Here is a 20,927-nt window from a genome sequence, read left to right on the forward strand (position 1 = left end):
ATGGCTACTATAAACGATTATAAAATAATGGTCGAATCCGAAGATCCTTCTTATGACATTGAGGTCACCGAGCAGCCTATTGAGGATGGACTGGATCTGATGGATCATGTGCGTACGAAGGCAAGAACGATGAACATCAGCGGTTTCATCCTTGGTGAGGAAGCAGCCCAAACCAGAGAAGGTCTTTTGAGCCTGATGAAGTATGGTTCTATCGTAAATTATCAAGGACGGAATACATTTGTGGGCATTTTGACCAGCTTTCGCAGTTCGCATACGCATCAGATTGGAAATGGCATGTCGTTTTCAGCAAGTTTGAAGGAAGTGCGTACAGCTACGGCATCAGTAATTCGTGAAAAGTCGCTAGAAGATGGTTCAGAAATCAATCCGGTAAGTGATCTGGGAAGACAGGATTCGGTTGATAAATAAGGACATTATTGTGGGCTTAAAGTCCAGGGAGGTGTTTGAACTGGCACTCATTATTGATATTGACAAGAAAAAGATTCCTTATCGCTTTGAAATATTGCTTGCAGGCTCGCTTTATGAAATGGAGTTTCATTATAACCCTGGATTCAATTATTTTACAGTTGATCTTTTTAAAAATAAAGAGCTTCTCGTATATGGTGAAAAGCTTGTGTATGGGCTGCCATTATTCCATGATATTGTCGATTCGAGACTTCCTGCTGTAGGCTTGATTCCGCTTGATACATCTGGCCAGGCATTTGAAGTCAATGCTCAGACTTTAGGGGAAACGGTATTTCTTACTGTCGTTGAATGGGAGGTAGCCAATGGTTAATTTCGGCAGGATAGTGGAAATTCAATCTGGTTCCAAATCCTTATCTAATAAGGATTTTACAATAGAGTTTACTGTTCCCTTCGATAATGATCTTCTCCCTAACGAAAGCGAGATTAAAATATATAATCTTACCGATGATACAATAAAAGCTTTCGATGTTGGGAATAAGCTGGTTATAAACGCAGGTTATACGGATAACGTGGGTATGATTTTGCAGGGTATTATTTCCAATAAGGTCACACAGTACAGTGGAGTAGACAAAACAACCACGATTCATGTATTGGACGCTGAAAATAGAGACAAGAGTGAAGTAAAAGATATTGCCTTTGCCAAGGGTACGCCCGCAAGCAAAATTCTTGATCAAATGACGTCAGAGCTTGGTATTCAGGTAGCCCAATTCTTTTTGAACGAGGATTTCGTTTATGAGGAAGGTTACACGGCGACAGGCAAGATAACGGACATTATCAAAAAAATTGCAGCTGACTGTGGCACCAGTGCATATGTGAACAAAGGACAGATGTACATTCGAAATTTGCGTATCGGTAACGATGCAGCCATAGCGCTGTCAGCCGAAACGGGCTTGATTGGGCAGCCGGAGTCTTTTGATGAGGGAGAATATGGATTTACAGGATTAAGGCTTAAATCGCAGCTGCAGCACCGAATTACAACGGCTACGGTCATTAAGCTAAATTCAAAACGCCACCAAGATGCAACGTTGCATATCCGAAAAGGGGTGCACAGATGCACGGGATCAGATTTTGTTACTGAAATGGAGGGAATCTATCCATGAGTATCGTTGACCCGGGAAGTGCTGTGAATGCGTTCGTGGTGGGGATGTTGGAAAAAGCATTTGATGATTTGTATGTCTGTTTTCCATGCACAGTCATTTCCTTTCACCCTGGTGACTGTAAAGCCGTAGTACAACCTTTAGTAAAAGCGGGCAGCTCAAGCCCAGCGGTCATTCAGAATGTATCAGTGCTTGGACAAAAATTCAAGATCAAGGAATACGAACAGACCATAATTGAAGAAGGCGTCGAACGCACAATCACGATGAAGGAGCATGATGTGATTTGTATTCCTAATGTGAGTGCAGGCGATACGGTTGTTGTAGTTTGTGCTGATGTGGAAATCAAAAATACGCTGTCAGGCCAGATCGCTTCGCCGGACAGCAAGCGCAGGCATAGTAAAAATGATGCTGTTATTGTGGGGGTGCTGCCATGGAGTCTTTTAAACTAATCAATGGAGACCTGGTTATGGAGCTGGGAGAGCTTGTGGTTGTTAATGGACAGGAAGAGATTGCCCAATGTATAAAAAATGTGCTTGGTACGAACAAAGCCGAATGGTTTTTGAATCTGAATATGGGGATCAAGTTCAATGCCTTTCTGGAGAAGAATTTGAATGAAGAGGAAATGCGTGAGCAAATCCGGCAGGGCTTGTTTCAGGAGCCTCGTATTAAGACGGTCGATAAAATCGCTTTTGATTATGATACCAAAAACCGGACGATGGATGTGCGGTTTAGCGCAACAGCTGTTGATGGTCAAAAAGTAGAGGGCGAGGTGATTCGGGATGTTGGATAGTCAGGGCTTTAAACGAAAAAGGTATGCCGATCTGATCGTAGAAATGGAAGCAAAAGCGCGGGTAGCCTATGGGGAAACCGTCAATACCTCGGAGAGATCACCTTTGGGCATTTTGCTGTGCATCTTTGCCTGGTTTCTGAGTAAACCTTGGGAGAAGGCGGAGGATGTGTATTTTTCCGCATATATTAACACGGCACAGGGTGTCCAGCAGGATCGTCTCGGACCTCATGTCGGGATCACAAGAATTGCTGAGCAACATGCTTCGGGCACCGTGAATTTTGTCGGGACAGCAGGGTATACGATTCCCGCCGGGTTTTCTGTCCGTACCCAAACTGGGATTTATTTCACAACAGTAAACAGTGTGACTCTCGATGGGACGGGCTTGGGAACTGGAGCTATTCGTGCTTCTGTCGCTGGGGCTCGTGGTAATGTAGCAGCAGGAACGATCATTGAAATTGTGAATCCGAATCCGAATGTGACCTCCGTAACGAATGCTGTGGCTGCTGCTGGCGGCAGGGAAAAAGAGACCGATCCCGAATTCCGCGAACGGTTCACACTTTCTGTATCTGGAGGCGGGGCAGGTACACTAGATTCGATTAGAGGTGCATTGCTGCGTGTGCCTGGTGTTCGTGCTGCGACGATCATCGAAAATACTTCGCTGCTCACAGATGCGGACGGGCGACCAGGCAAAAGCTTTGAGGCTTATGTGCTGGGAGGCGATGCGGATGCGATTGCACAAAGTATTTTGGATACGAAGGCTGTTGGCATTGAGTCCTACGGTGGCGTGTCACGGACTGTGACCGATTTGTCTGGAGCTCCTCATACGATCAAATTCAGCTATGCCGAGGAGGTTGCCATTCATGTGCGTGCGAACATCAGAACCAATGCGCAATTTCCTGCAGATGGAAACGCACAAATACGCTCGGCTGTCATTCGGTACATCGGTGGAGAGGACAGCGATGGATCGGTGTACAGCGGCTTGGCAATGGGAAATGACGTCATTTATACGAAGCTGATTAGCGCGATCTACAAAGTTGAGGGTGTTGAAGACGTGAGTCTGCAAATGGCAGCAGCTGGTGGCTATACATCGGACAATATTGCGATTTCCAGCAATCAGGTAGCTCAGGTGATACACAGCGATATTGAGGTGGTCAGTCATGCTTAATGTCCGCGATATGCTGAGGCTATTAACGGATAACTATAACAAAAGTCCGCAGAGCAACATCGGCAAGCTGCTGTCGATTATAAATGATCAGCTGAATGACTTATTGCAAACCTTGGATACGATGGAAAAATGGCGGGATATTGATCTGGCTGAGGGCACAACGCTGGATGGCATAGGCCAAAATGTTGCACAACCGCGAGGAGCGGCATCGGATCAGGTATACCGGATTTTGATCAAAACCAAAATCGCCCGGAATTTATCACGTGGTGACATCAATACGGTAATCCGCGTCATAGCTTTGGCTGTTAAAGCTGAGTATTCGGAGATTGAAATTCAGGAGAAATATACCGAGACCTTGGAGCCTGAGCCTGCTGCGATCTCGCTGCTGCGGCTTCCATTAAGTCGAATTAGCGATTCGGAAATCGATTTGAGGCAATTTGCACGTATTATTCAGCGAACTGTTGCTGCTGGTGTAAGGGTTGATGCGGTTGAGCTGCAGGGGACCTTTTCATTAGCCAGTGGTGATGAGCTTGAGTTGGATATGGCTGTCGGTTTTGCTGATATCGATCAGACTACAGGCGGCACGTTAGGCGCGGTTTTCACCCCTTCTGTAGAAACGGAATTACCTATATAAACAAGGAGCGTGGATAGCATGGCTTTTAATAAAGAACTACCCGAATGGAAAGCAGCCGGTATCGAGCCGCCTCTGACAAAACGTAACGAAGGCTGGAAGCCTGGTGAGAAACCGCCTGCTGATTGGCTGAATTGGACGCAGAACAGGACGTATGAGGCTTTAAAGGAGCTGCAGGAGAAGGCGGTTCCGGTGGATTCACCAACTTTTACAGGTCCTCTGACTGCTCCACGACTGATTTCTACGGTAGCGACAGGTACGGCACCTCTGACTGTTGACAGTGAGACTCAAGTTGACCATCTGAATGCGGATATGGTAAATGGTTTCCGATTGAACCAAGGTGTGAAAACAACGGATTCACCGACGTTTTCCGGATTAAAAACCGATAAACTTATACTCCCTGTTCGATCTTCTGACCCTGTATCTCCAGAAATAGGAGAAACTTGGTTCCGAAGTGATCTATAAAGGGGTGATATAATATGGCAACCATAAGATGCTATAGTGTGGCGGATATGTATGTAGATGGAAGATACTCAACAACCATAAATGTAAATTATGGTAATTCATGGCTATTGGATCATGATAGCTATAAGAGGTCATTTATTAAATTTGATTTATCACAAATTCCAGCTGGTTCAGTAATTAATAATGCTTATCTGGTACTCACGCCATATCAGCAAATAACTGGTGGACAAAATTGGAGATTTAATATAGCTAGTCAGCGTAATGCTTGGAATGAATACACTGGAACATATAACAACACAGCAGCGCTAATTGAGGAAGATTTTGGTTATGTTGCTAATCAAACACTACCTGCAAACGTTCCATTTGCTCTTAACGATGTTCGTGTAAAAGGCTGGATTCACGCTTGGGTTAATCAGGGTAGATCAAATTACGGTATAACAATTACTTGGGGATTAGGTTATATAACATTTTACGCTAGAGAATGCGTTTCAAATGGATTTTCACAAGATTTTGTTCCATATATAGTTGTAGATTTTACACCACCAAACGTTCCGCCGAATGCTCCTATTCTTAATTCACCAGCAAACGGCGTATGGTATAACACGGGTTCCCCATTGGTTAGTTGGGGATTTAGTGATCCAGATGCGGGTAATTACCAAGGCAATGCGGCTGTTCATATTTTTGAGCATTATTCTAATAGTGTAGTTAGAGATACTGGATGGGCATTTGGTGGAGCACAAAGTTGGTATATTAACCCTCCTTTACCAGATGGTACTTACCGATACCGTGTAATTACTCAGGATCAAAGTGGTGCTGCTGGGCCTTGGTCTTGGGAACCTGTTTTTTACGTAGATACCACACCGCCTACGGTTACCATCACCGCACCAACAAGCAATGCAGTCTTAGTGACTCGTACACCTACTATATCATGGTCATTCAGTGATAATATGACAGGTCAACAAGCGTATTTGCTTGAAATAGTCAATGCTTCGTATACTGCTGTTTTATGGAGTTCGGATTGGGTAGCTGATGAGAATGCAAGAAGTAGAGTTACACCTGACCTTGGTGAAGGAAGATTCTGTGCGCGTATGACTGCGAGGGATTTGGCTGGTAACTATAGGAGTCTTGAAATAACTAACACATGGTATACAGTGGATGTTACGGCACCCACAACGTCCAATCATAGTTTTTCAGGTTACTCCTTTGGTCAAGCGACAAATGCTAGTTCGGGTACTTTACGACTCAACTGGACGTATAATGATGCTACCCCTCAAAAATCGTATGTTATAGCTGGATCAAATACAGCATGGGCGTCTTGGACTTATTATTCTGAACTAATAAATAGCGGTAATAATTATCATGACATCCCATTTTCAAGCCTTGCAGAAGGAACTTGGCTTTTTGCTTTATATGTTTATGATTCAGCTGGAAATGTATCAGAACCTTCTGGTGGATATTCAATTACTATTGATAGAACAAATCCAACTATTGTATCAACTAGTCCACAACAATATACAAATGGTACAACAGCAACTGTATATATAGATGGTGTATCTGATGATCGATCTGGAATAAATATTGTTACAGTGTATCAAGTTAGACCAGATGGTTCTTATTATCAAATTAATAATGCATCTCTTGTTAGCTCTGGTAAATATGCGATAAACGTAACTGATTTAAATATTGAGGGTAATTGGAGATTTGATTTCCGTGTATTTGATAAAGCAGGAAATCAAGCTGGAGGGGTAGGTGCTATGTATTCTGCATATGTAATGCGTGATACAAGTGCACCTATTATTGGATCAGGTGATGGAGATAGATACTCAAATCAAAATTCTGGTACGATAAGACATACCGTCAGCAACGTATCTGATGCCACGAGTGGCATTAGTTCAGTAACATTCCAATTCCGTAAAAGCCCAGATAATGGAGCCACTTGGGATGCTTGGGGAACCGTTTTTAACGGGACGCAAAGTGGAACGAGCTGGTACTATGATGTGCCAATAAGCGGGGATGGTTACTACGAAATAGCTGTTATGGCTTATGATAGAGTCAATAACGCAAGTGCCTATTATTATATGCATACAACGGTGGACTCCGTTTTAGCCAACGATCCTAACTCAAAAGTTATCTACCAGCAGACAACGGCAACCTTCACTTGGGATGCGTTTTCTGATCCTAATCCGTCTTCTGGCAGAAAAAGCACCGATTTTTATCTGTACGAATGGGACGGTACATCTATGGGGGCCGTTTTTCATATGGGCAATGATATTGGAAATGTGACTACGTACACGCAGACGGGATTAAAAGCAGGACAGAGATACCGCTACACGGTGACATACCATGATAAAGCGGGGAATGAGAGTTCTTACACGTACAAAGAGTTTATTACAAAAAAACAGATTGGGGCAAGAAAGATTCATAAAGCAGATGCGGATATCATGCTTCCGATTTACGCACTTGATTCGGGTGTATTGGGATCGAAATCATATCGTATAGCTTGTGGCAGTGGTGTAGTGGGATGTTATGAGCTTGTTGATCCCTCAGACCCTAATGCATCATCAGAACGCATAAATACACCGCAAGGTGTTAAAGCGTTATCCAAATAAAAGATTAATTCCGGCCCTGCACCCAAGCGGGGCTATTTTTTTCACAAGAAAGTTGGTGGAGGAGGAGGAGAATAAATGGAAGAAGCTCAGAAGATTCAGGATCAGCTAACCAACGTGAGAATTGATTTGCGGGAGCTTTCTACGAAAATGGATACCCTCAAGGATATGTCCAAAAAACTGGAAGAAGTCGAGACGATTGCCAAGAAAGCGATGGAATCAACGAAGTCGGCGCATCGGCGGCTGGATAAGATCGATAAGCTGACCAGCTGGCTGGCGACTACCGTTATTGGAGCGATCATCCTGGCTATTATCGGTTTTATTATTAAGGGAGGCCTCAATACGACCCCGTGATAGCTGTATAACATAGAGTCGGGAGGAAAGGAGTGACAGGATGGAAAATCAATTTTTTACATGGGAGGCTTTGTCTGCTATGGGTGGGGCTTCTTTGTTGACTTTTTTTATTGTGCAGTATACGAAAAATCAGGTGGATCGCTGGTTAAGGTTGCCTACCGATATTTACGCAGTGATGGTTGCTTACGCTATTTTGCTCGCTTCACAGCTCGCTATTGGAGCTAATGGTGGTGATTGGCGGCTGTATATCCTTAATTTTGCTAACTCTTTTCTGGTGGCAGCAGCGGCTGGGCATTTGCAAAATAAATCCATTCACCCACCAGAGCTTAGCGAATCCAAAGAGAAGGGGGAGCGCAACGTATGAACCCACAGGATTTTATTGACAAGCTTGCACCTTGGGCTGTTGAGGAAATGAAGCGTACGGGGATTTTGGCCAGCATTACGTTAGCCCAAGGTGCACTGGAAAGTGGTTGGGGCGTAGCGGCACCCGGTAACAATGTGTTTGGCATTAAAGGTTCCGGGCAGCTGCAGGAAACACAGGAATTCATTAACGGTCATTGGCTGAATGTGACGGATGGTTTCCGTGTATATGACGATTGGATCGGCAGTGTATGGGATCATTCGCAGTTTTTAATCGAAAATGGACGTTATGCGAGAGCTGGTTTTTTTGACCGATGTGCCGATAAAGATTACGAGGGTGCTGCCCAAGCACTGCAAACGGCTGGTTACGCAACAGATCCGAGCTATGCCGCAAAGCTGATTGCGATTATTAACAAATGGGGCCTGAATAACTGGGATCTCTCATGTGATACAGAAAGCGAGGTTGAGCCCTATATGCTAGTTCCGAATGATGCTAATAAAATTATCGCTTTTCTAAAAGCAGCGTATGAAGCTGTGGATGATCCAGGGTCCCGGCAGGAATGCCATCGTTTGGCCAACGAGCTTCGCAAGGCGTCAGGACAGCCTGAGGAATAGGCCTATTCCAATCATAACAGGTTAGCAGGAAAAGGTGCGCAAAAAGCAAGTGCACTGTATAAGGAACCAAGCATACAGAGGGCTAATCTCATTGATTGGGATAGGGCCCTTTTTTGTTGTGAAGATGGTATGTTGCCCGTATACTAATAGTAAGGTTTCATAGTCATGGAGTTCATTCATAGTCCCATAGTCTGAACGAAAAGAGGAGCAGGATGAATAAACAATTGTTGAACATGAATGGAATTGTTACTGTACTCAACACGCCATTTACCGAGGAGGACACCATCGATGTGCAGTCACTTCGCACCAATGTAAATGTTTCCTTGGATTCCGGAGTTGCCGGGTTTCTTATCCCTGCTATGGCAAGTGAGGTAGGCAAGCTAAGCGACCTCGAAAGAAAACTGCTGGTTGAAACGGTAGTTGGAGAAGTGAAAGGAAAAGTACCCGTCATGGGAGGTGCTTCGGCACAGACGAGTGAGCAGCGAATTGGTTATGCCAGGCAATTAATTCAACTGGGCTGTGAGGGCGTGCTGGTAAGCATCCCTTACGATAACGATCAACAGTATGAGCAAAGTGTCAGGGAAATTGCCGAGCTACAACCGAATTTTTTGATGCTCCAGGATTGGGACTTTCAAGGCTATGGTCTGTCTGTACCTTTAATAACTAAACTGTTTAAAGAAATTGACGTTTTTCGAAGCTTGAAAATAGAAGTCGTTCCAGCCGGAGTTAAATATTCACAGGTGATCGAGGCGACAGGTGGGCAATTGCATGTAGCAGGAGGCTGGGCTGTCAGCCAGCTCATCGAAGGTCTGGATCGTGGTGTACACGCTTTCATGCCTACAGGAATGCACGGAATTTACGTGAAGATATATTCCTTATACCATCAGGGCGATAGAGAGGCGGCCAAGAACTTATTTAATCGGCTGCTGCCGGTATTATCCTTTGCTAATCAGCACCTCGATATTTCGATTCATTTTTTTAAGCATCTGCTGTTTGAACAACATATTTATAAGACAAGGCGGGTTCGCCAGCCGATATTGCCATTTGATGCTTACCATGAAGCCATATCCCAAGAACTGACCGATTATGTGATCAAGCTTACAGAGGATTTAACTAATTAACCATCGGTTTATAATATGGTATCCCGGCAATTCGCATACATAGCGTAACAGATCCGTGAACCTATCGGAGAATCTTCCCTAGGTTCTCTTTAATTTCTTTTTATTGTAATTAGAGCTGGAGACAGCCTATAATAAGTGTATGAAATCGATTACATTAGAGAGAAAAGGGGGGATGTCTATGTACCGAGTCAAGCTGCCCAATACCCAAAATAAGCTTTTTCTAAAGATTCTGCTATATTTCCTTTCCCTATTAATTCCAATCGTAATTATCGGATTGATCGTATTTTTTAATGTGGATCAACTGATTAAAAAGGAAGTTTCAGAGAAGCTTGTTGTCAATCTGAAGTCATCTTCCAAAACGATCGATGTTTATTTAGGCATGGCCCAATCGACCAACAATAATTTACTTATCAGTGATGTCGTGAGTCAAACGATCAAACCGTATTCGGTTCTTACCGATCAGGAAAAAGCGAGCTTACCTTTTATTGTGCGAGCGATAGCGGCGAACCAGAATATGGTGAGTTCATTCATAGATAACATATTTTTGTATATAGACGATGAAAAAGTGTATACAAGTGAAGGCGCGATCAATTTCGAGACATTTTTTGATAAATCGTATCATCTGGACGCTTACAATAAAGAGTACTGGAGACAAAGAATTCAGCAGAGCGGTTTTTTTGAGCTGCTGCCGCCAAGTATGGTTTCCCGTTATGCGGAAAGCTCGAATAAGATGGTCATTCCAAGCGTCACTACGCAATATCTCAATGGTAAGCTGGCTGCTATGGTCACGATGATATCGGTACAGTCGATCATGACAACCTTGACTAACAACTCACTGTTCCCCTCGACGGCCTATGTCATTATAGATAAAAATAATCATACACTATTAAACGGTGGCGCGTGGAATGAGAGCACGATTCAGCAGATCAGGAACCTCTTTGAGCAGGGACCCGTCCAGACGGTATATGCCAAGGTCGACCAAACCCAGTCCATGATTGTGCGGATCTCATCAGACACGTACGGCTGGGACTATTATTCCATCACGCCAACGCATTCCTTTAACAATGAATCGTCCAGCATTCTTAGCCTGATTTGGTGGATCTGTATCAGCCTGGTCGTGATCGGGATCTTATTTTCATTCCGCTTTAGCGTCAACATTTATAATCCAATCAAAAATATAAGAGATATTTTGCTGCAAAGTGAAAAAGGTAGCCAAATCGGCAGCGGACGAGATGAATTTCAGGTGATCGGAAGTCGTATTCACCAGCTGGTGCAGCAAAATTATGATACAAATCAGAAGCTGAGCATGTATTCGAACGAGCTGCTGGACCAATTTTTCTCCAGTTTGATCAAGGGTAACCCCTGGACGCAAAAAAAGCCGATGAAGCAAATGATCGAGGAGATCGGGTTTCAGAGCGGGACCTACTTATGCTGCTGCTTTCTCTTTCAATACAAGGAGCGATTTTATCACGATATCGTAGAAGCAGACCGGCTCATGATTATTGAGAAAATGAAAAAGGTTCTACAGGGTATCATGCAGCAGTATGTGAATAGCTACTTGATGGAGCACGATCAGAATTTATACGTCTGTGTCGTTAACCTCAAGCAGGATAATGAACGAGCTTCACTCAACCGGGCATTGGAAACGATCAAGCAAACCTTTGAATACGATATGATCTACTGTGAGCTCATTATTGGTCTCGGTAAGCCATACAGTAAGGTCAACGATGTAAAAAAATCGTATAGCGATGCCGTTACGGCTATGCAGAGTTCAAGAAATTCGGAAATGTCGATTAGGGATGCCACGGATTTGGCGATTGAGCAAAACTACTATTATTCATTTTTGGATGAAAATAAAGTGGTGAACGCTCTGAAATCAGGCGATCTGGAACTGCTTATTACCGAAGTGGAGGGTCTCATCCGCATCAATCAGGAACGAGGTGTCTCCTACACCTATCTGGGTGCGTTGTTAGCTGAGCTATTCAATACAGGCAATCGTTATTTAACGGAAAGACAGGTGAGCACGTATTCGCTGCTGACAGAAGAGGATTATACGGCGCTGACCGACAAAAATATGTCCCCCTACGAGCTGGCAGATCGAACACGGCGATTGTTCATTTTTTATGAGCAAATTATTACCGAAACGGTAGTGAAGCCGGAGCGCAAAGCGGTAACCGTCATATCTCTGATCACGAGCCATATCGAAAACAATTACGCCAAAGATTTATATCTGGAAAGTATTGCTGATGAAATAGGTCTCTCGTCCAAATATATTTCCCGCATTTTCAAAGAAATTACAGGTACAAGTATTACCGATTATATCAGCTTGATTCGAATGTCCAAAGCGAAAGAAATGTTACTGAATACGGATTTAAAAATCGGCGATATTGCCCAGCAGATTGGAATCGAGAGCCGCACTACCTTTTTGCGCATTTTCAAAAAACACGAAGGCATATCCCCCATGGATTACCGGAATGCCCATTATCGCAAGGATGCCTGAACATAGGCCATGCTCCAGGCTTAAAGCGACTTTTTAGTTCATAGGGGAAAAATGAATCATCGAACCTGAGGAGGAATAACGGCTTACGTTATTCCCTTTTGGTTATATTCAAAGGTAGTCTGCAGCCCTTATGCTGAAAGTGTCAACAAGCGAGTACAGGATGTTCAGGCCTACGAAGTTATTTTTTGCGAAAAAACTAAGGAGGAAGACACATGCAAAAGGGAAAAAAGGGATATGTAGGGGCGGGCTGTGCGGTTGCTTTATTAGGAGGTCTGCTAGCCGGTTGCGGGGAAACTGCGAAGCCAGCCGAGGTAGCCAAACCAGCGGAAACGGCAAAGCCAGCCGAAGCGGCCAAACCAGCGGATAGCGGCCAGAATGCCAAGCCTCTAGTATTATCATGGATGAGATATGAGCATCCGTCTCAGGCATTAGTATCTGATTCACAAGCCGTTCAGGAAATATTGAAAAAGAAAAATGTGAAGCTGGAATTACAAAGTACGCCTCAAAGCAACTATGATGATAAAAAGAAAACCTTGATCGCCACGAACAGTATTCCGGACGTTATTATGGTGAAGCAGGATGATCTGTCCAACTTTGCAGATTCGGGTATTTTTCTGGATTTGACACCTTATCTGGAGAAGATGCCGAATTTCAAAAAAATTCTTCAAGAGCACCCGGAAATTAACAAAAACAAATTTGATGGCAAGCTGTTTGGCTTTCCATTGGTGCAAAAATGGGCGGTTCAGGCAGGTCAGGTACCTATGATCCGTGTTGATTTATTGACCAAGCTCAATTTGAAGGCGCCTACAACCTACGAGGAGCTTTATACGGTGTTAAAGAAGTTTAAAGAAGCCTATCCCGACACGTTCCCTTTCACAAGCCGCGCCGCGAATGGTCTGACCGGAACAGAAAATCTGCTCAATCCGATTGCTTTTGGATTTGGCAGCGGTTACACCAATATTAATGGCACGAAGGTATACTACGATCCGAAGCTGAAGCAATACAAATTTGGCCCGGCGATGCCGGAATTTAAAGATGCTGTAACGTACCTTCATAAGCTGTATAAGGAAAAGCTGCTGGACCCTGACTACGCAACAGCCACATCGCAAATTTGGCAGGAGAAGCTAAGCTCAGGCAAGTCCTTGTTCTTCCAGGACAATAATGGGTTTGCAACGAATTTCAACCTCGCTCTGCAAAAGAAGGAGCCTGAAGCCAAGTTTGACCTGCTGCCTACGATGGAGAGCGATAAGGGAGTTAAACGGAATGCCGTGTACCAATTAGACCATCTGGGTGAATCCTATGCGATCAGTGCCAAAATCAAAAATCCGGATCAAGTGATCCAATTTATCGATTGGATGTACAGCGATGAAGGCATGAAGCTGACAAGCTGGGGCGTAGAGAACACCGACTACACCTTCGCGAATAACGTGTACAAAATTTCCGATGCTACCCTGAATAAATTTAAAGATAAGCCGGATCCTTACCGTGCTATGGCATCTGCGCTTGGTCTAGGTTATTTGGGCATGGGTTTGTATGCGGATGACAATCCGAGCATCGCATCACAGCCTAAGGAATTCCTCGAATGGGGAGATAAGAATTTGAAGGCTTTAACCGATGGTCTTGCCTTCAGACAGTCGTTCGATCCTCCGTTTAACAAAGATGAGCGCGAGAAATTAAAACAATTGAGAACACAATTGGATGCCTTTATGACCCAAAATATGGATAAATATATTATGACCGATGGGGCTTTGAACGATTGGGATAACTTTATCAAGCAGTGCAAGGATAAAGGGGCCAGCGATATCGAAAAAATTTATAATGATGCTCTAGCCAGAGTGAAATAAGGAGCAGATCTAGAGGGAGCCAAGTCTCAGGTTACGGGCCTTGGTTCCTTCTACTTTCTAAATAAAGGAGTGGATTGTTATATCAACTGTGATCGATCACCAGAAGCTGCCGCCCCAGCACGTCGTTGTCCGCAAAAATAGATGGACAGGGACCCTCAAGAAGCTGAATAAAAGCAAGTTTCTCTATACGATGTTTGCGCTCCCGTTCGTCTATTTTCTGATCTTTCATTATGCGCCGATGGTTGGCAATTTGATGGCCTTCCAGGAATACTCGATTATGAAGGGTTTCTTCGCCAGTCCGTGGGCGGGCACGAAGTATTTTCAGCAGTTTTTGACAGATCCTTATTTTTGGAAGGTTGTCCGCAACACGTTAATGATCAATGTCTACTCGTTGATTTTTTATTTCCCGGCACCCATCATATTCGCGATCTTGATGAACGAGCTCAGAGTTCAGCTATTTAAAAGAGTGATTCAAACTGTCACGTATGTGCCGCACTTTTTATCTACGGTAGTCGTAGCGGGCATGCTGGTTAACTTCTTGTCAACAACCGGATTGATCAATCAGATTACTCATATGTTCGGTATGGAGGCCAAGACCTTCATGTCGCTGCCGGAATGGTTCCGGACGATTTTTATCAGCTCGGAAATATGGCAGGGTATGGGCTGGAATTCGATTATTTATTTGGCTGCTCTCGCTTCCATTGATCCGCTGCTCTATGAAGCGGCAACGATTGATGGTGCTAATCGGTGGCATAAAATTCGGCATATCACGCTTCCGGGCATCTCTACTGTGGCCACGATTTTATTCTTGCTAACGATCGGTCACATGTTATCCGTAGGCTTTGAGAAAATTATTTTGTTATATAGCGGTCCTACTTATGAAACAGCCGATGTGATCCAATCCTTCGTTTATCGAAGAGGACTCATAGACGCAGACTTTAGCTTTGCAGCGGCTGTAGGGATTTTTCAATCAGTGCTATCGTTGGTACTTATTGTATCGGCTAACAGCATTTCAAAAAGAGTGAATGGAACCCGTTTATTTTAAACCATTTGAGCCCGTTCGGGTATTTAGATCAGGAGGTGCAGCCGATGAGCTTGAAGAAGTTAAGCCTTTTTGATGTAGTGAATGTGATGATCATGCTACTGGTCATTGTTGTCACGGTGTATCCCCTTTATTATATGGGGATTGTATCCATAAGCTCGGGTTTGTCAGTGCAAAGAGGGGACGTCTTCCTGTATCCGATTGAGGTTACGTTGAAGGCTTACAGTGTCGTATTGGACGATCCTTCGATACTACGCGCATATGGCAACACCTTGTTATACACGTGCCTGGGTGTGTGCGTGAATTTGATCATGACGACACTTTGTGCTTATCCCTTGTCGAGAAACCATTTGTATGGCAAAGCGTTGTTGTCCTTCTTCGTCGTGTTCACGATGTTTTTTGATGGTGGATTGATTCCGAGATATATGGTTGTTCATTCGCTTGGAATGGTCAATTCGATCTGGGCTATCTTGATTCCTACGGCGATCAATGTGTTTAACATGATACTGATGAGAACCTTTTTTGCGGAAATTCCTGATGCGCTTCATGAATCGGCTACTGTAGATGGGGCCAGTGAATGGCGAATCTTGCTGCAGGTTGTGCTGCCGCTGTCGATGCCGGTGATGGCCACGATGTTCATTTTTTATGCGGTGGCGCACTGGAACAGCTTTTTCCCCGCTTTAATTTACTTGAATGAGAAGCAGCTGTACCCGCTGCAAATTATTGTGCGGAACATCGTTATTCAAGGTGATATGTCCTCGCAAACGACGGAGATGGGAGCAGGAGAAAATAGCTCGGTTATGGCCCAGAATGTGAAGTATGCGGTCGTGTTCATTGCGATTTTGCCGATTCTGGTTGTGTACCCCTTTGTACAAAAATATTTTATTCAGGGCGCTATGCTAGGAGCAGTTAAAGGATAAACTTCATAGACGATACAGCTAACGCGTGCCGATACGCAATCGGCGCGTTGTTTGCATTTAGCTTGAAATCTAACGGGAAACAATCGCAGCCTTCTCAGCAAGTGCTTCGAGAAATCTTGCATACATAGGCCATTACTAATAGCTTTACGATTTGCGGGAGGTTTTTTCATTACAAGCGAGGTGCAGGTCTCTTGACGAGAGGATAAATTTGTAATATTATAATGTCAGTCACCACTGACAGACATTCGGTAATCTACAGAAAGGGAGTTGATCATGCGTCAAACTAAGCAAGGGAGCACGGAGAAATTGTTACGGGCTGCGATCGACCTAATCTCGGAGAAAGGCTACCACGGCGTCACGACAGAGGAAATCGCTTCATCTGCCGATTTAAGCGAAAAGACGCTTTTTCGACATTTCGGTAGCAAGCAAAATTTACTTGAAGCCGCCCTTGAACGATTTCAGTATGCCGAAGAGATGCGAGTACTCTTCAACGAGCAGATTGTATGGGAGTTAGAGATCGACCTGCTAGCCATCAGTAAAAAGTATCATGACATCATGAACCGAGACCGAAAGCTGATTCTGATCGCCTTAAAAGATGAGGTCCATATCCCCGGCTTTAAAGAACGTCGACTGCAACATCCTCGCCAACTGTTGACGTATCTGACAGATTACTTTATAACGATGTGCGAAAAAGGAAATATAGTCTGTACGAACCCCACCATGCAGGCGTTTACATTCTTGATGGCTCAATATGGCGCGTTCATTAACGATTTGGAAGCTGGTAACAATTATCCTGATATCAGTCTCGATCAGTTCATACAAGAGAACGTGAAAATCTTCGTCCAGTCTCTAACTCTTTCCAAAATAAACTGTGAATAGGAGCGGCAAAAGAAATGATGAATCAGGAAGTTTCCGCATTTATCGAGAACCTCAGTCAACCATGGCAAATCGAGGTCAGCAACCAACTACGCCAGATGGTCCATCAGGTTATTCCGGAAGCCGAAGAACGCATTCAGTACAAGAAGCCCCATTTCCTGAAAAATGGACACTATGCGGCGGTTATATCACCATCGAAAGATACCATTGCATTCATGATCATGAATTCTTCCGGCCTTACGTTTCCGAAAGGATTTGAAGGGCCAGAAGAGAGGAGATGGTTAAAAATCCGTAAAGAGGATACACCCGATTACGATCTCCTGGCCGATCTTCTGGTTCAAGCTTCAAACACTCTGTAGCAAAGTAGGCCGATGAGCAAGGCAATACGGTCCGAGCGCCTTTTAGCGCGAGTTGGCCACTTGAAATTATGAATATCATCACGCTAGAAGATGACGAAGGTAAAACTGTTTTAAAACTGAAAGGTGGCCCTGTGAACGCTTCCGCTGAGGAACAAGAAACCTACAACGGTATGGCTCCAATGCTTCAACAAGGTCTTGAGGGTACTTTCGATCAACTTGCCAACTATCTTGTCCCTCTGAAGTAGAATGCGATAAAAAAGTTAATCGGCCCAAAAAACCTTAATCACTTTGAACATTACGTTTCAGCTGGGAACGTTTGTTCAATAAAACAGCAGCAGTCTAGGACTTTATTTTCTCGTCCATGGCTGCTGCTGTTTCGTTTTTCGCGTCAGTCTACTTTATTTTCTCATGACACATGCAACTTGTCGCAATTTGTTGGTAAATTTGCACTATTTCTCTATAGAAAAGAGGAAAGAAGTTACTTGCTAGCGAATAAACTAGTGTAAGGCACTAATGAACGATAATTAGGAAGGCAAGAGGGGTGGTGTATAAAATGGAATTATGGTCGATCTGGCTCATCATTGGCGGGATACTGCTGGTTGTGGAGATGCTGACATTCACATTTTACTTACTTTGGCTTGGACTAGGCGCGGTTGTGGCTGCTGCTGTGGCCTGGATAGCTCCTGATGCATTTGTGCTGCAAATATTGGCAGGTTGTCTGACAGCTCTTATTCTCACCTTTTTTACGAAACCGCTCACACGACGCTTTCGTACATCCAGAGGATTTAAGGACGTTATTGACGAGATGATTGGCAAGCAGGGGATTGTGCTGGAGACTATCGAACCAGGCAAGCATGGGATTGTGAAGGTAGGCAATGAAACATGGAGTGCTTCTTCAAATGAACAGCTGTTAAAGGATGAAATTGTCATTGTTGTCGAGCGGGGTAATACAATAATAGAAGTACAAAAATGGGGAGGTATTTCATAAATGGCTGCTACTGTTGCTATTATTATTTTGATTCTTGTCATTGTTTTTGTTGCATTAACGGTTAAAATCGTACCGCAGCAGCGTGTTGCCGTTGTGGAGAGACTTGGGAAATATAACCGACTGTTGACGCCAGGACTGAATATTTTGATCCCGATTGTCGATCAGGTACGTGTGCATCATGATTTACGTGTGCAGCAGGCGAATGTTCCACCACAAACGGTGATCACGAAGGATAATGTTCAGGTGAAGATCGATACGATCATCTTTTATCAGGTGGTAGGTCCTGAGCAGGCTACTTATGGAATTTCGGATTATGTATATGGGGTTCGTAATATTAGTACAGCGACCATGAGGCAGATTATCGGTAAGCTGGAGCTGGATGAAACCTTATCCGGACGTGAGAAAATATCCAGCGAAATTCGGATCGCACTTGATGAAGCAACGGAAAAATGGGGCGTGCGTATTGAGCGTGTCGAAGTTATCGATATTCAACCGCCGCTCGATATTCAAGAGTCGATGGACAAACAAATGAAGGCAGAACGTAGTAAACGTGCGATTGTTCTGGAAGCGGAAGCTGCCAAGCAGGATATGATTCTACGGGCAGAAGGCGACAAGCAGGGGAAAATCCTCAAGGCTGAAGGGGATAAAGAAGCCAGAATTCGTCAAGCTGAGGGATTACGCCAAGCTCAGGAGCTCGAGGCATTAGGACAGGCAAAGGCGATCCAGGCGATTGCCGAAGCGGAGAAAAATCGGATTGAGCTGCTGCGCTCAGCAGGGCTTGACGAAAACGTGCTTGCGTACCGTTCTTTAGAGACGTTGAGCGAGATCTCCAAAGGACCTGCCAACAAAATATTCATTCCTACCAAAGCTATTGAAACGCTCGGAAGTATCGGGGCGATTGGGGAAATATTTAGAGCCAAAGAGTAACTGGATTCACAGCACAAGATGAAGCATAAGTAGATAGAATCAAGCAAAAAAAGGCTGTATCTTAACGAGATGCGGCCCTTTATTGTTGAAATTTTTGTATCATAAACTATCAGTTTGAATCGTATTCAAAAATTCGCTGGAGGTAGTTCATATGGCAAATCCTAAGGTATTAAAGTTTGGTGCAAGTGAGGTGTGTTGTCTATGAGAGTCGGGTCTGCAAGAGCTGCTGCGACTGATTGGGTCCTGCAGCACGCCAGTCGGGAGGATGGGTTTCAAGGTGCGTATTTCAGTGGTTCGACGATCGGATTGTCAGATGACTCAGAGCTGCCGGCGGCCTCCGACATAGACGTTGTGATCGTCACCGCAGAGGATGAGCCTCCTCTTAAGCTGGGGAAGTTCATCTACCGCGGCACACTATTAGAGGCTACTTATTTGTCCTGGAAGCAATTCGCCTCGGTCGAGGAGGTTCTGACGTCCTATCACCTGGCAGGCAGCTTTTGTGTGGATACGATCATTGCCGACCCTACCGGACATTTGCGCAGCTTACAATCAGAGGTATCTCGCCATTTTGCTGATCGGGTATGGGTGCGCCGTCGATGCGATAACGTTCGGCAAAAGATCGAGCATGGGCTGCGGACCATCGACATCACGGCCCCACTGCATGATCAGGTGACGTCCTGGTTATTTCCGACAGGCGTGACCACGCACGTCCTGCTGGTGGCTGCCCTTCGTAATCCCACTGTGCGGCTGCGCTATCTTGCCGCGCGCAAAGTGCTTATGGATTATGGCCATGATGGCCTATACTTGGAGCTGCTGAATTTGCTCGGCTGCGCCCATCTGACCCCCGAACGTGTTGAACATCATCTCACTGAGCTTGAACAAACCTTCGACGCCGCTGCGGCTGTGGCTCAAACACCGTTCTTCTTCAGCACTGACATCACCGCCACAACGCGATCGGTCGCAATCGACGGAAGCCGTGAGCTTATACAGGCTGGTGATCATCGCGAAGCGGTCTTCTGGATCGTTGCAACCTTTGCCCGCTGCCACAAGATTCTGGCCGCAGACGCCCCGCCGGAACTGTTGGATGCACACCGTCCAGCCTTTAATGCGATCATCAACGACCTCGGCATCACTTCTACGGATACGCTCCTCCGCCGTGCCGAGGATGTGATCGAGTTCCTGCCCCAACTCTGGGACACCACAGAGGCAATTCTGTTAGCGAACCTGGACATCGCGGAGGAATAATAGTGACCTAGCATTAATCAAGTCTTTTTCCCAAAATGACCAAATCTCTTTCGATGCCATCCAAATTAGCAATCCGCGGCATATACCCCCATTGTTCAAACTGGAATTTGCGGAGAAGCGCCAGACTCGCCTCGTTATGTGCGAATACAAAACCGACTAAAGTATGTAGGTGGAGTCTGGGAGCCTCCTCGATGGCTTTTGCGATTAACAGGCCTCCGAGCCCCTTCGACCTGTAGGACCCCGCGATGTAGACACTGATCTCCGCTGTTGCGTTATAGGCAGGTCTGCCGTAAAACGACTGATAGCTCAACCACGCGACTATTTGATCCTCATGCTTCACCACCCATAATGGTCTGAAATCGGGAGAATGCTCCTCAAACCATGGAAGTCTGCTTTCCACAGTCACTGGCTCCAAATCTGCGGTTACCTGTCTTCCGGCTATGGTTGAGTTGTATATGTCGATAATGGTATTCAAATCCTCAAGCTTTGCGTCCACGATCTGGTATTCATTGTGCATGTGTAGACCTCCAATTGTCCAA

Annotated in this window: 24 protein-coding genes; 23 read left to right on the forward strand and 1 reads right to left on the reverse strand. The window is 44.8% G+C overall.

Features of this window, described 5'->3' with window-relative positions; translation table 11 throughout:
• The 23 genes from OB236_RS18600 (at window position 1) to OB236_RS18710 (ending at window position 20,388) form a co-directional block, all read left to right on the forward strand.
• Window positions 1-426 carry a phage baseplate protein gene (locus tag OB236_RS18600; protein ID WP_262685347.1) on the forward strand — a complete coding sequence of 142 codons (426 nt, stop codon included), beginning with the start codon at window positions 1-3 and terminating at the stop codon, window positions 424-426.
• Complete coding sequence (locus OB236_RS18605) at window positions 416-793, forward strand: phage baseplate plug family protein (RefSeq protein ID WP_262685348.1); 378 nt, start codon at window positions 416-418, stop codon at window positions 791-793. The genes OB236_RS18600 and OB236_RS18605 overlap by 11 nt, the downstream gene beginning before the upstream one ends.
• Window positions 786-1,583, forward strand: coding sequence for a phage protein (locus OB236_RS18610; protein WP_262685349.1), 798 nt, complete (start codon window positions 786-788; stop codon window positions 1,581-1,583). The genes OB236_RS18605 and OB236_RS18610 overlap by 8 nt, the downstream gene beginning before the upstream one ends.
• On the forward strand, window positions 1,580-2,029 hold the full coding sequence (locus OB236_RS18615; protein WP_262685350.1) for a Gp138 family membrane-puncturing spike protein: 450 nt from the start codon (window positions 1,580-1,582) through the stop codon (window positions 2,027-2,029). The genes OB236_RS18610 and OB236_RS18615 overlap by 4 nt, the downstream gene beginning before the upstream one ends.
• The gene (locus OB236_RS18620) at window positions 2,011-2,370 is read left to right on the forward strand and encodes a contractile injection system sheath initiator (RefSeq protein ID WP_262685351.1); all 360 of its coding nucleotides are present in this window, start codon (window positions 2,011-2,013) and stop codon (window positions 2,368-2,370) included. The genes OB236_RS18615 and OB236_RS18620 overlap by 19 nt, the downstream gene beginning before the upstream one ends.
• The gene (locus tag OB236_RS18625; RefSeq protein ID WP_262685352.1) at window positions 2,360-3,535 is read left to right on the forward strand and encodes a baseplate J/gp47 family protein; all 1,176 of its coding nucleotides are present in this window, start codon (window positions 2,360-2,362) and stop codon (window positions 3,533-3,535) included. Before OB236_RS18620 ends, OB236_RS18625 begins: the two co-directional genes overlap by 11 nt.
• Window positions 3,528-4,169, forward strand: a complete 642-nt coding sequence (locus tag OB236_RS18630; RefSeq protein WP_262685353.1) for a hypothetical protein — start codon at window positions 3,528-3,530, stop codon at window positions 4,167-4,169. Before OB236_RS18625 ends, OB236_RS18630 begins: the two co-directional genes overlap by 8 nt.
• A gap of 18 nt (window positions 4,170-4,187) precedes the next feature.
• On the forward strand, window positions 4,188-4,631 hold the full coding sequence (locus OB236_RS18635) for a hypothetical protein (RefSeq protein WP_262685354.1): 444 nt from the start codon (window positions 4,188-4,190) through the stop codon (window positions 4,629-4,631).
• 14 nt (window positions 4,632-4,645) lie between these two features.
• A complete protein-coding gene (locus tag OB236_RS18640; protein WP_262685355.1) occupies window positions 4,646-7,240 on the forward strand; it encodes a DNRLRE domain-containing protein in 2,595 nt (864 codons plus the stop codon).
• Window positions 7,241-7,315: 75 nt separating this feature from the next.
• Window positions 7,316-7,591: a hemolysin XhlA family protein gene (locus OB236_RS18645; RefSeq protein WP_076233256.1), complete on the forward strand. Its 276-nt coding sequence runs from the start codon at window positions 7,316-7,318 to the stop codon at window positions 7,589-7,591.
• A 40-nt stretch (window positions 7,592-7,631) separates the two neighbouring features.
• Window positions 7,632-7,955, forward strand: a complete 324-nt coding sequence (locus OB236_RS18650) for a hypothetical protein (protein WP_262685356.1) — start codon at window positions 7,632-7,634, stop codon at window positions 7,953-7,955.
• Window positions 7,952-8,566 carry a glycoside hydrolase family 73 protein gene (locus OB236_RS18655; RefSeq protein WP_262685357.1) on the forward strand — a complete coding sequence of 205 codons (615 nt, stop codon included), beginning with the start codon at window positions 7,952-7,954 and terminating at the stop codon, window positions 8,564-8,566. Before OB236_RS18650 ends, OB236_RS18655 begins: the two co-directional genes overlap by 4 nt.
• Window positions 8,567-8,778: 212 nt before the next feature.
• Window positions 8,779-9,687: a dihydrodipicolinate synthase family protein gene (locus tag OB236_RS18660; RefSeq protein WP_262685358.1), complete on the forward strand. Its 909-nt coding sequence runs from the start codon at window positions 8,779-8,781 to the stop codon at window positions 9,685-9,687.
• 178 nt (window positions 9,688-9,865) lie between these two features.
• Window positions 9,866-12,187, forward strand: coding sequence for a helix-turn-helix domain-containing protein (locus OB236_RS18665; RefSeq protein WP_262685359.1), 2,322 nt, complete (start codon window positions 9,866-9,868; stop codon window positions 12,185-12,187).
• A 212-nt stretch (window positions 12,188-12,399) separates the two neighbouring features.
• A complete protein-coding gene (locus OB236_RS18670; RefSeq protein ID WP_262685360.1) occupies window positions 12,400-14,031 on the forward strand; it encodes an extracellular solute-binding protein in 1,632 nt (543 codons plus the stop codon).
• Window positions 14,032-14,119: 88 nt separating this feature from the next.
• Window positions 14,120-15,076, forward strand: coding sequence for an ABC transporter permease (locus OB236_RS18675; RefSeq protein ID WP_262685361.1), 957 nt, complete (start codon window positions 14,120-14,122; stop codon window positions 15,074-15,076).
• A 44-nt stretch (window positions 15,077-15,120) separates the two neighbouring features.
• On the forward strand, window positions 15,121-15,993 hold the full coding sequence (locus OB236_RS18680) for a carbohydrate ABC transporter permease (RefSeq protein ID WP_262685362.1): 873 nt from the start codon (window positions 15,121-15,123) through the stop codon (window positions 15,991-15,993).
• A gap of 273 nt (window positions 15,994-16,266) precedes the next feature.
• Window positions 16,267-16,872, forward strand: coding sequence for a TetR/AcrR family transcriptional regulator (locus OB236_RS18685; protein ID WP_262685363.1), 606 nt, complete (start codon window positions 16,267-16,269; stop codon window positions 16,870-16,872).
• A gap of 17 nt (window positions 16,873-16,889) precedes the next feature.
• On the forward strand, window positions 16,890-17,228 hold the full coding sequence (locus OB236_RS18690; protein WP_262685437.1) for a DUF1801 domain-containing protein: 339 nt from the start codon (window positions 16,890-16,892) through the stop codon (window positions 17,226-17,228).
• A gap of 68 nt (window positions 17,229-17,296) precedes the next feature.
• On the forward strand, window positions 17,297-17,473 hold the full coding sequence (locus OB236_RS18695; RefSeq protein ID WP_262685364.1) for an SRPBCC family protein: 177 nt from the start codon (window positions 17,297-17,299) through the stop codon (window positions 17,471-17,473).
• A 308-nt stretch (window positions 17,474-17,781) separates the two neighbouring features.
• Entirely contained in the window at window positions 17,782-18,216 is a 435-nt protein-coding gene (locus tag OB236_RS18700; protein WP_262685365.1) for an NfeD family protein, read from the forward strand.
• On the forward strand, window positions 18,217-19,143 hold the full coding sequence (locus OB236_RS18705; RefSeq protein WP_076233264.1) for an SPFH domain-containing protein: 927 nt from the start codon (window positions 18,217-18,219) through the stop codon (window positions 19,141-19,143).
• A gap of 201 nt (window positions 19,144-19,344) precedes the next feature.
• The gene (locus tag OB236_RS18710) at window positions 19,345-20,388 is read left to right on the forward strand and encodes a hypothetical protein (RefSeq protein WP_262685366.1); all 1,044 of its coding nucleotides are present in this window, start codon (window positions 19,345-19,347) and stop codon (window positions 20,386-20,388) included.
• 13 nt (window positions 20,389-20,401) lie between these two features.
• Here the strand turns inward: OB236_RS18710 and OB236_RS18715 are convergent, their stop codons facing one another.
• Window positions 20,402-20,905, reverse strand: a complete 504-nt coding sequence (locus OB236_RS18715) for a GNAT family N-acetyltransferase (protein WP_262685367.1) — start codon at window positions 20,903-20,905, stop codon at window positions 20,402-20,404.
• Between the last annotated feature and the right edge of the window lie 22 nt (window positions 20,906-20,927).

It is taken from the genome of Paenibacillus baimaensis (assembly GCF_025567575.1).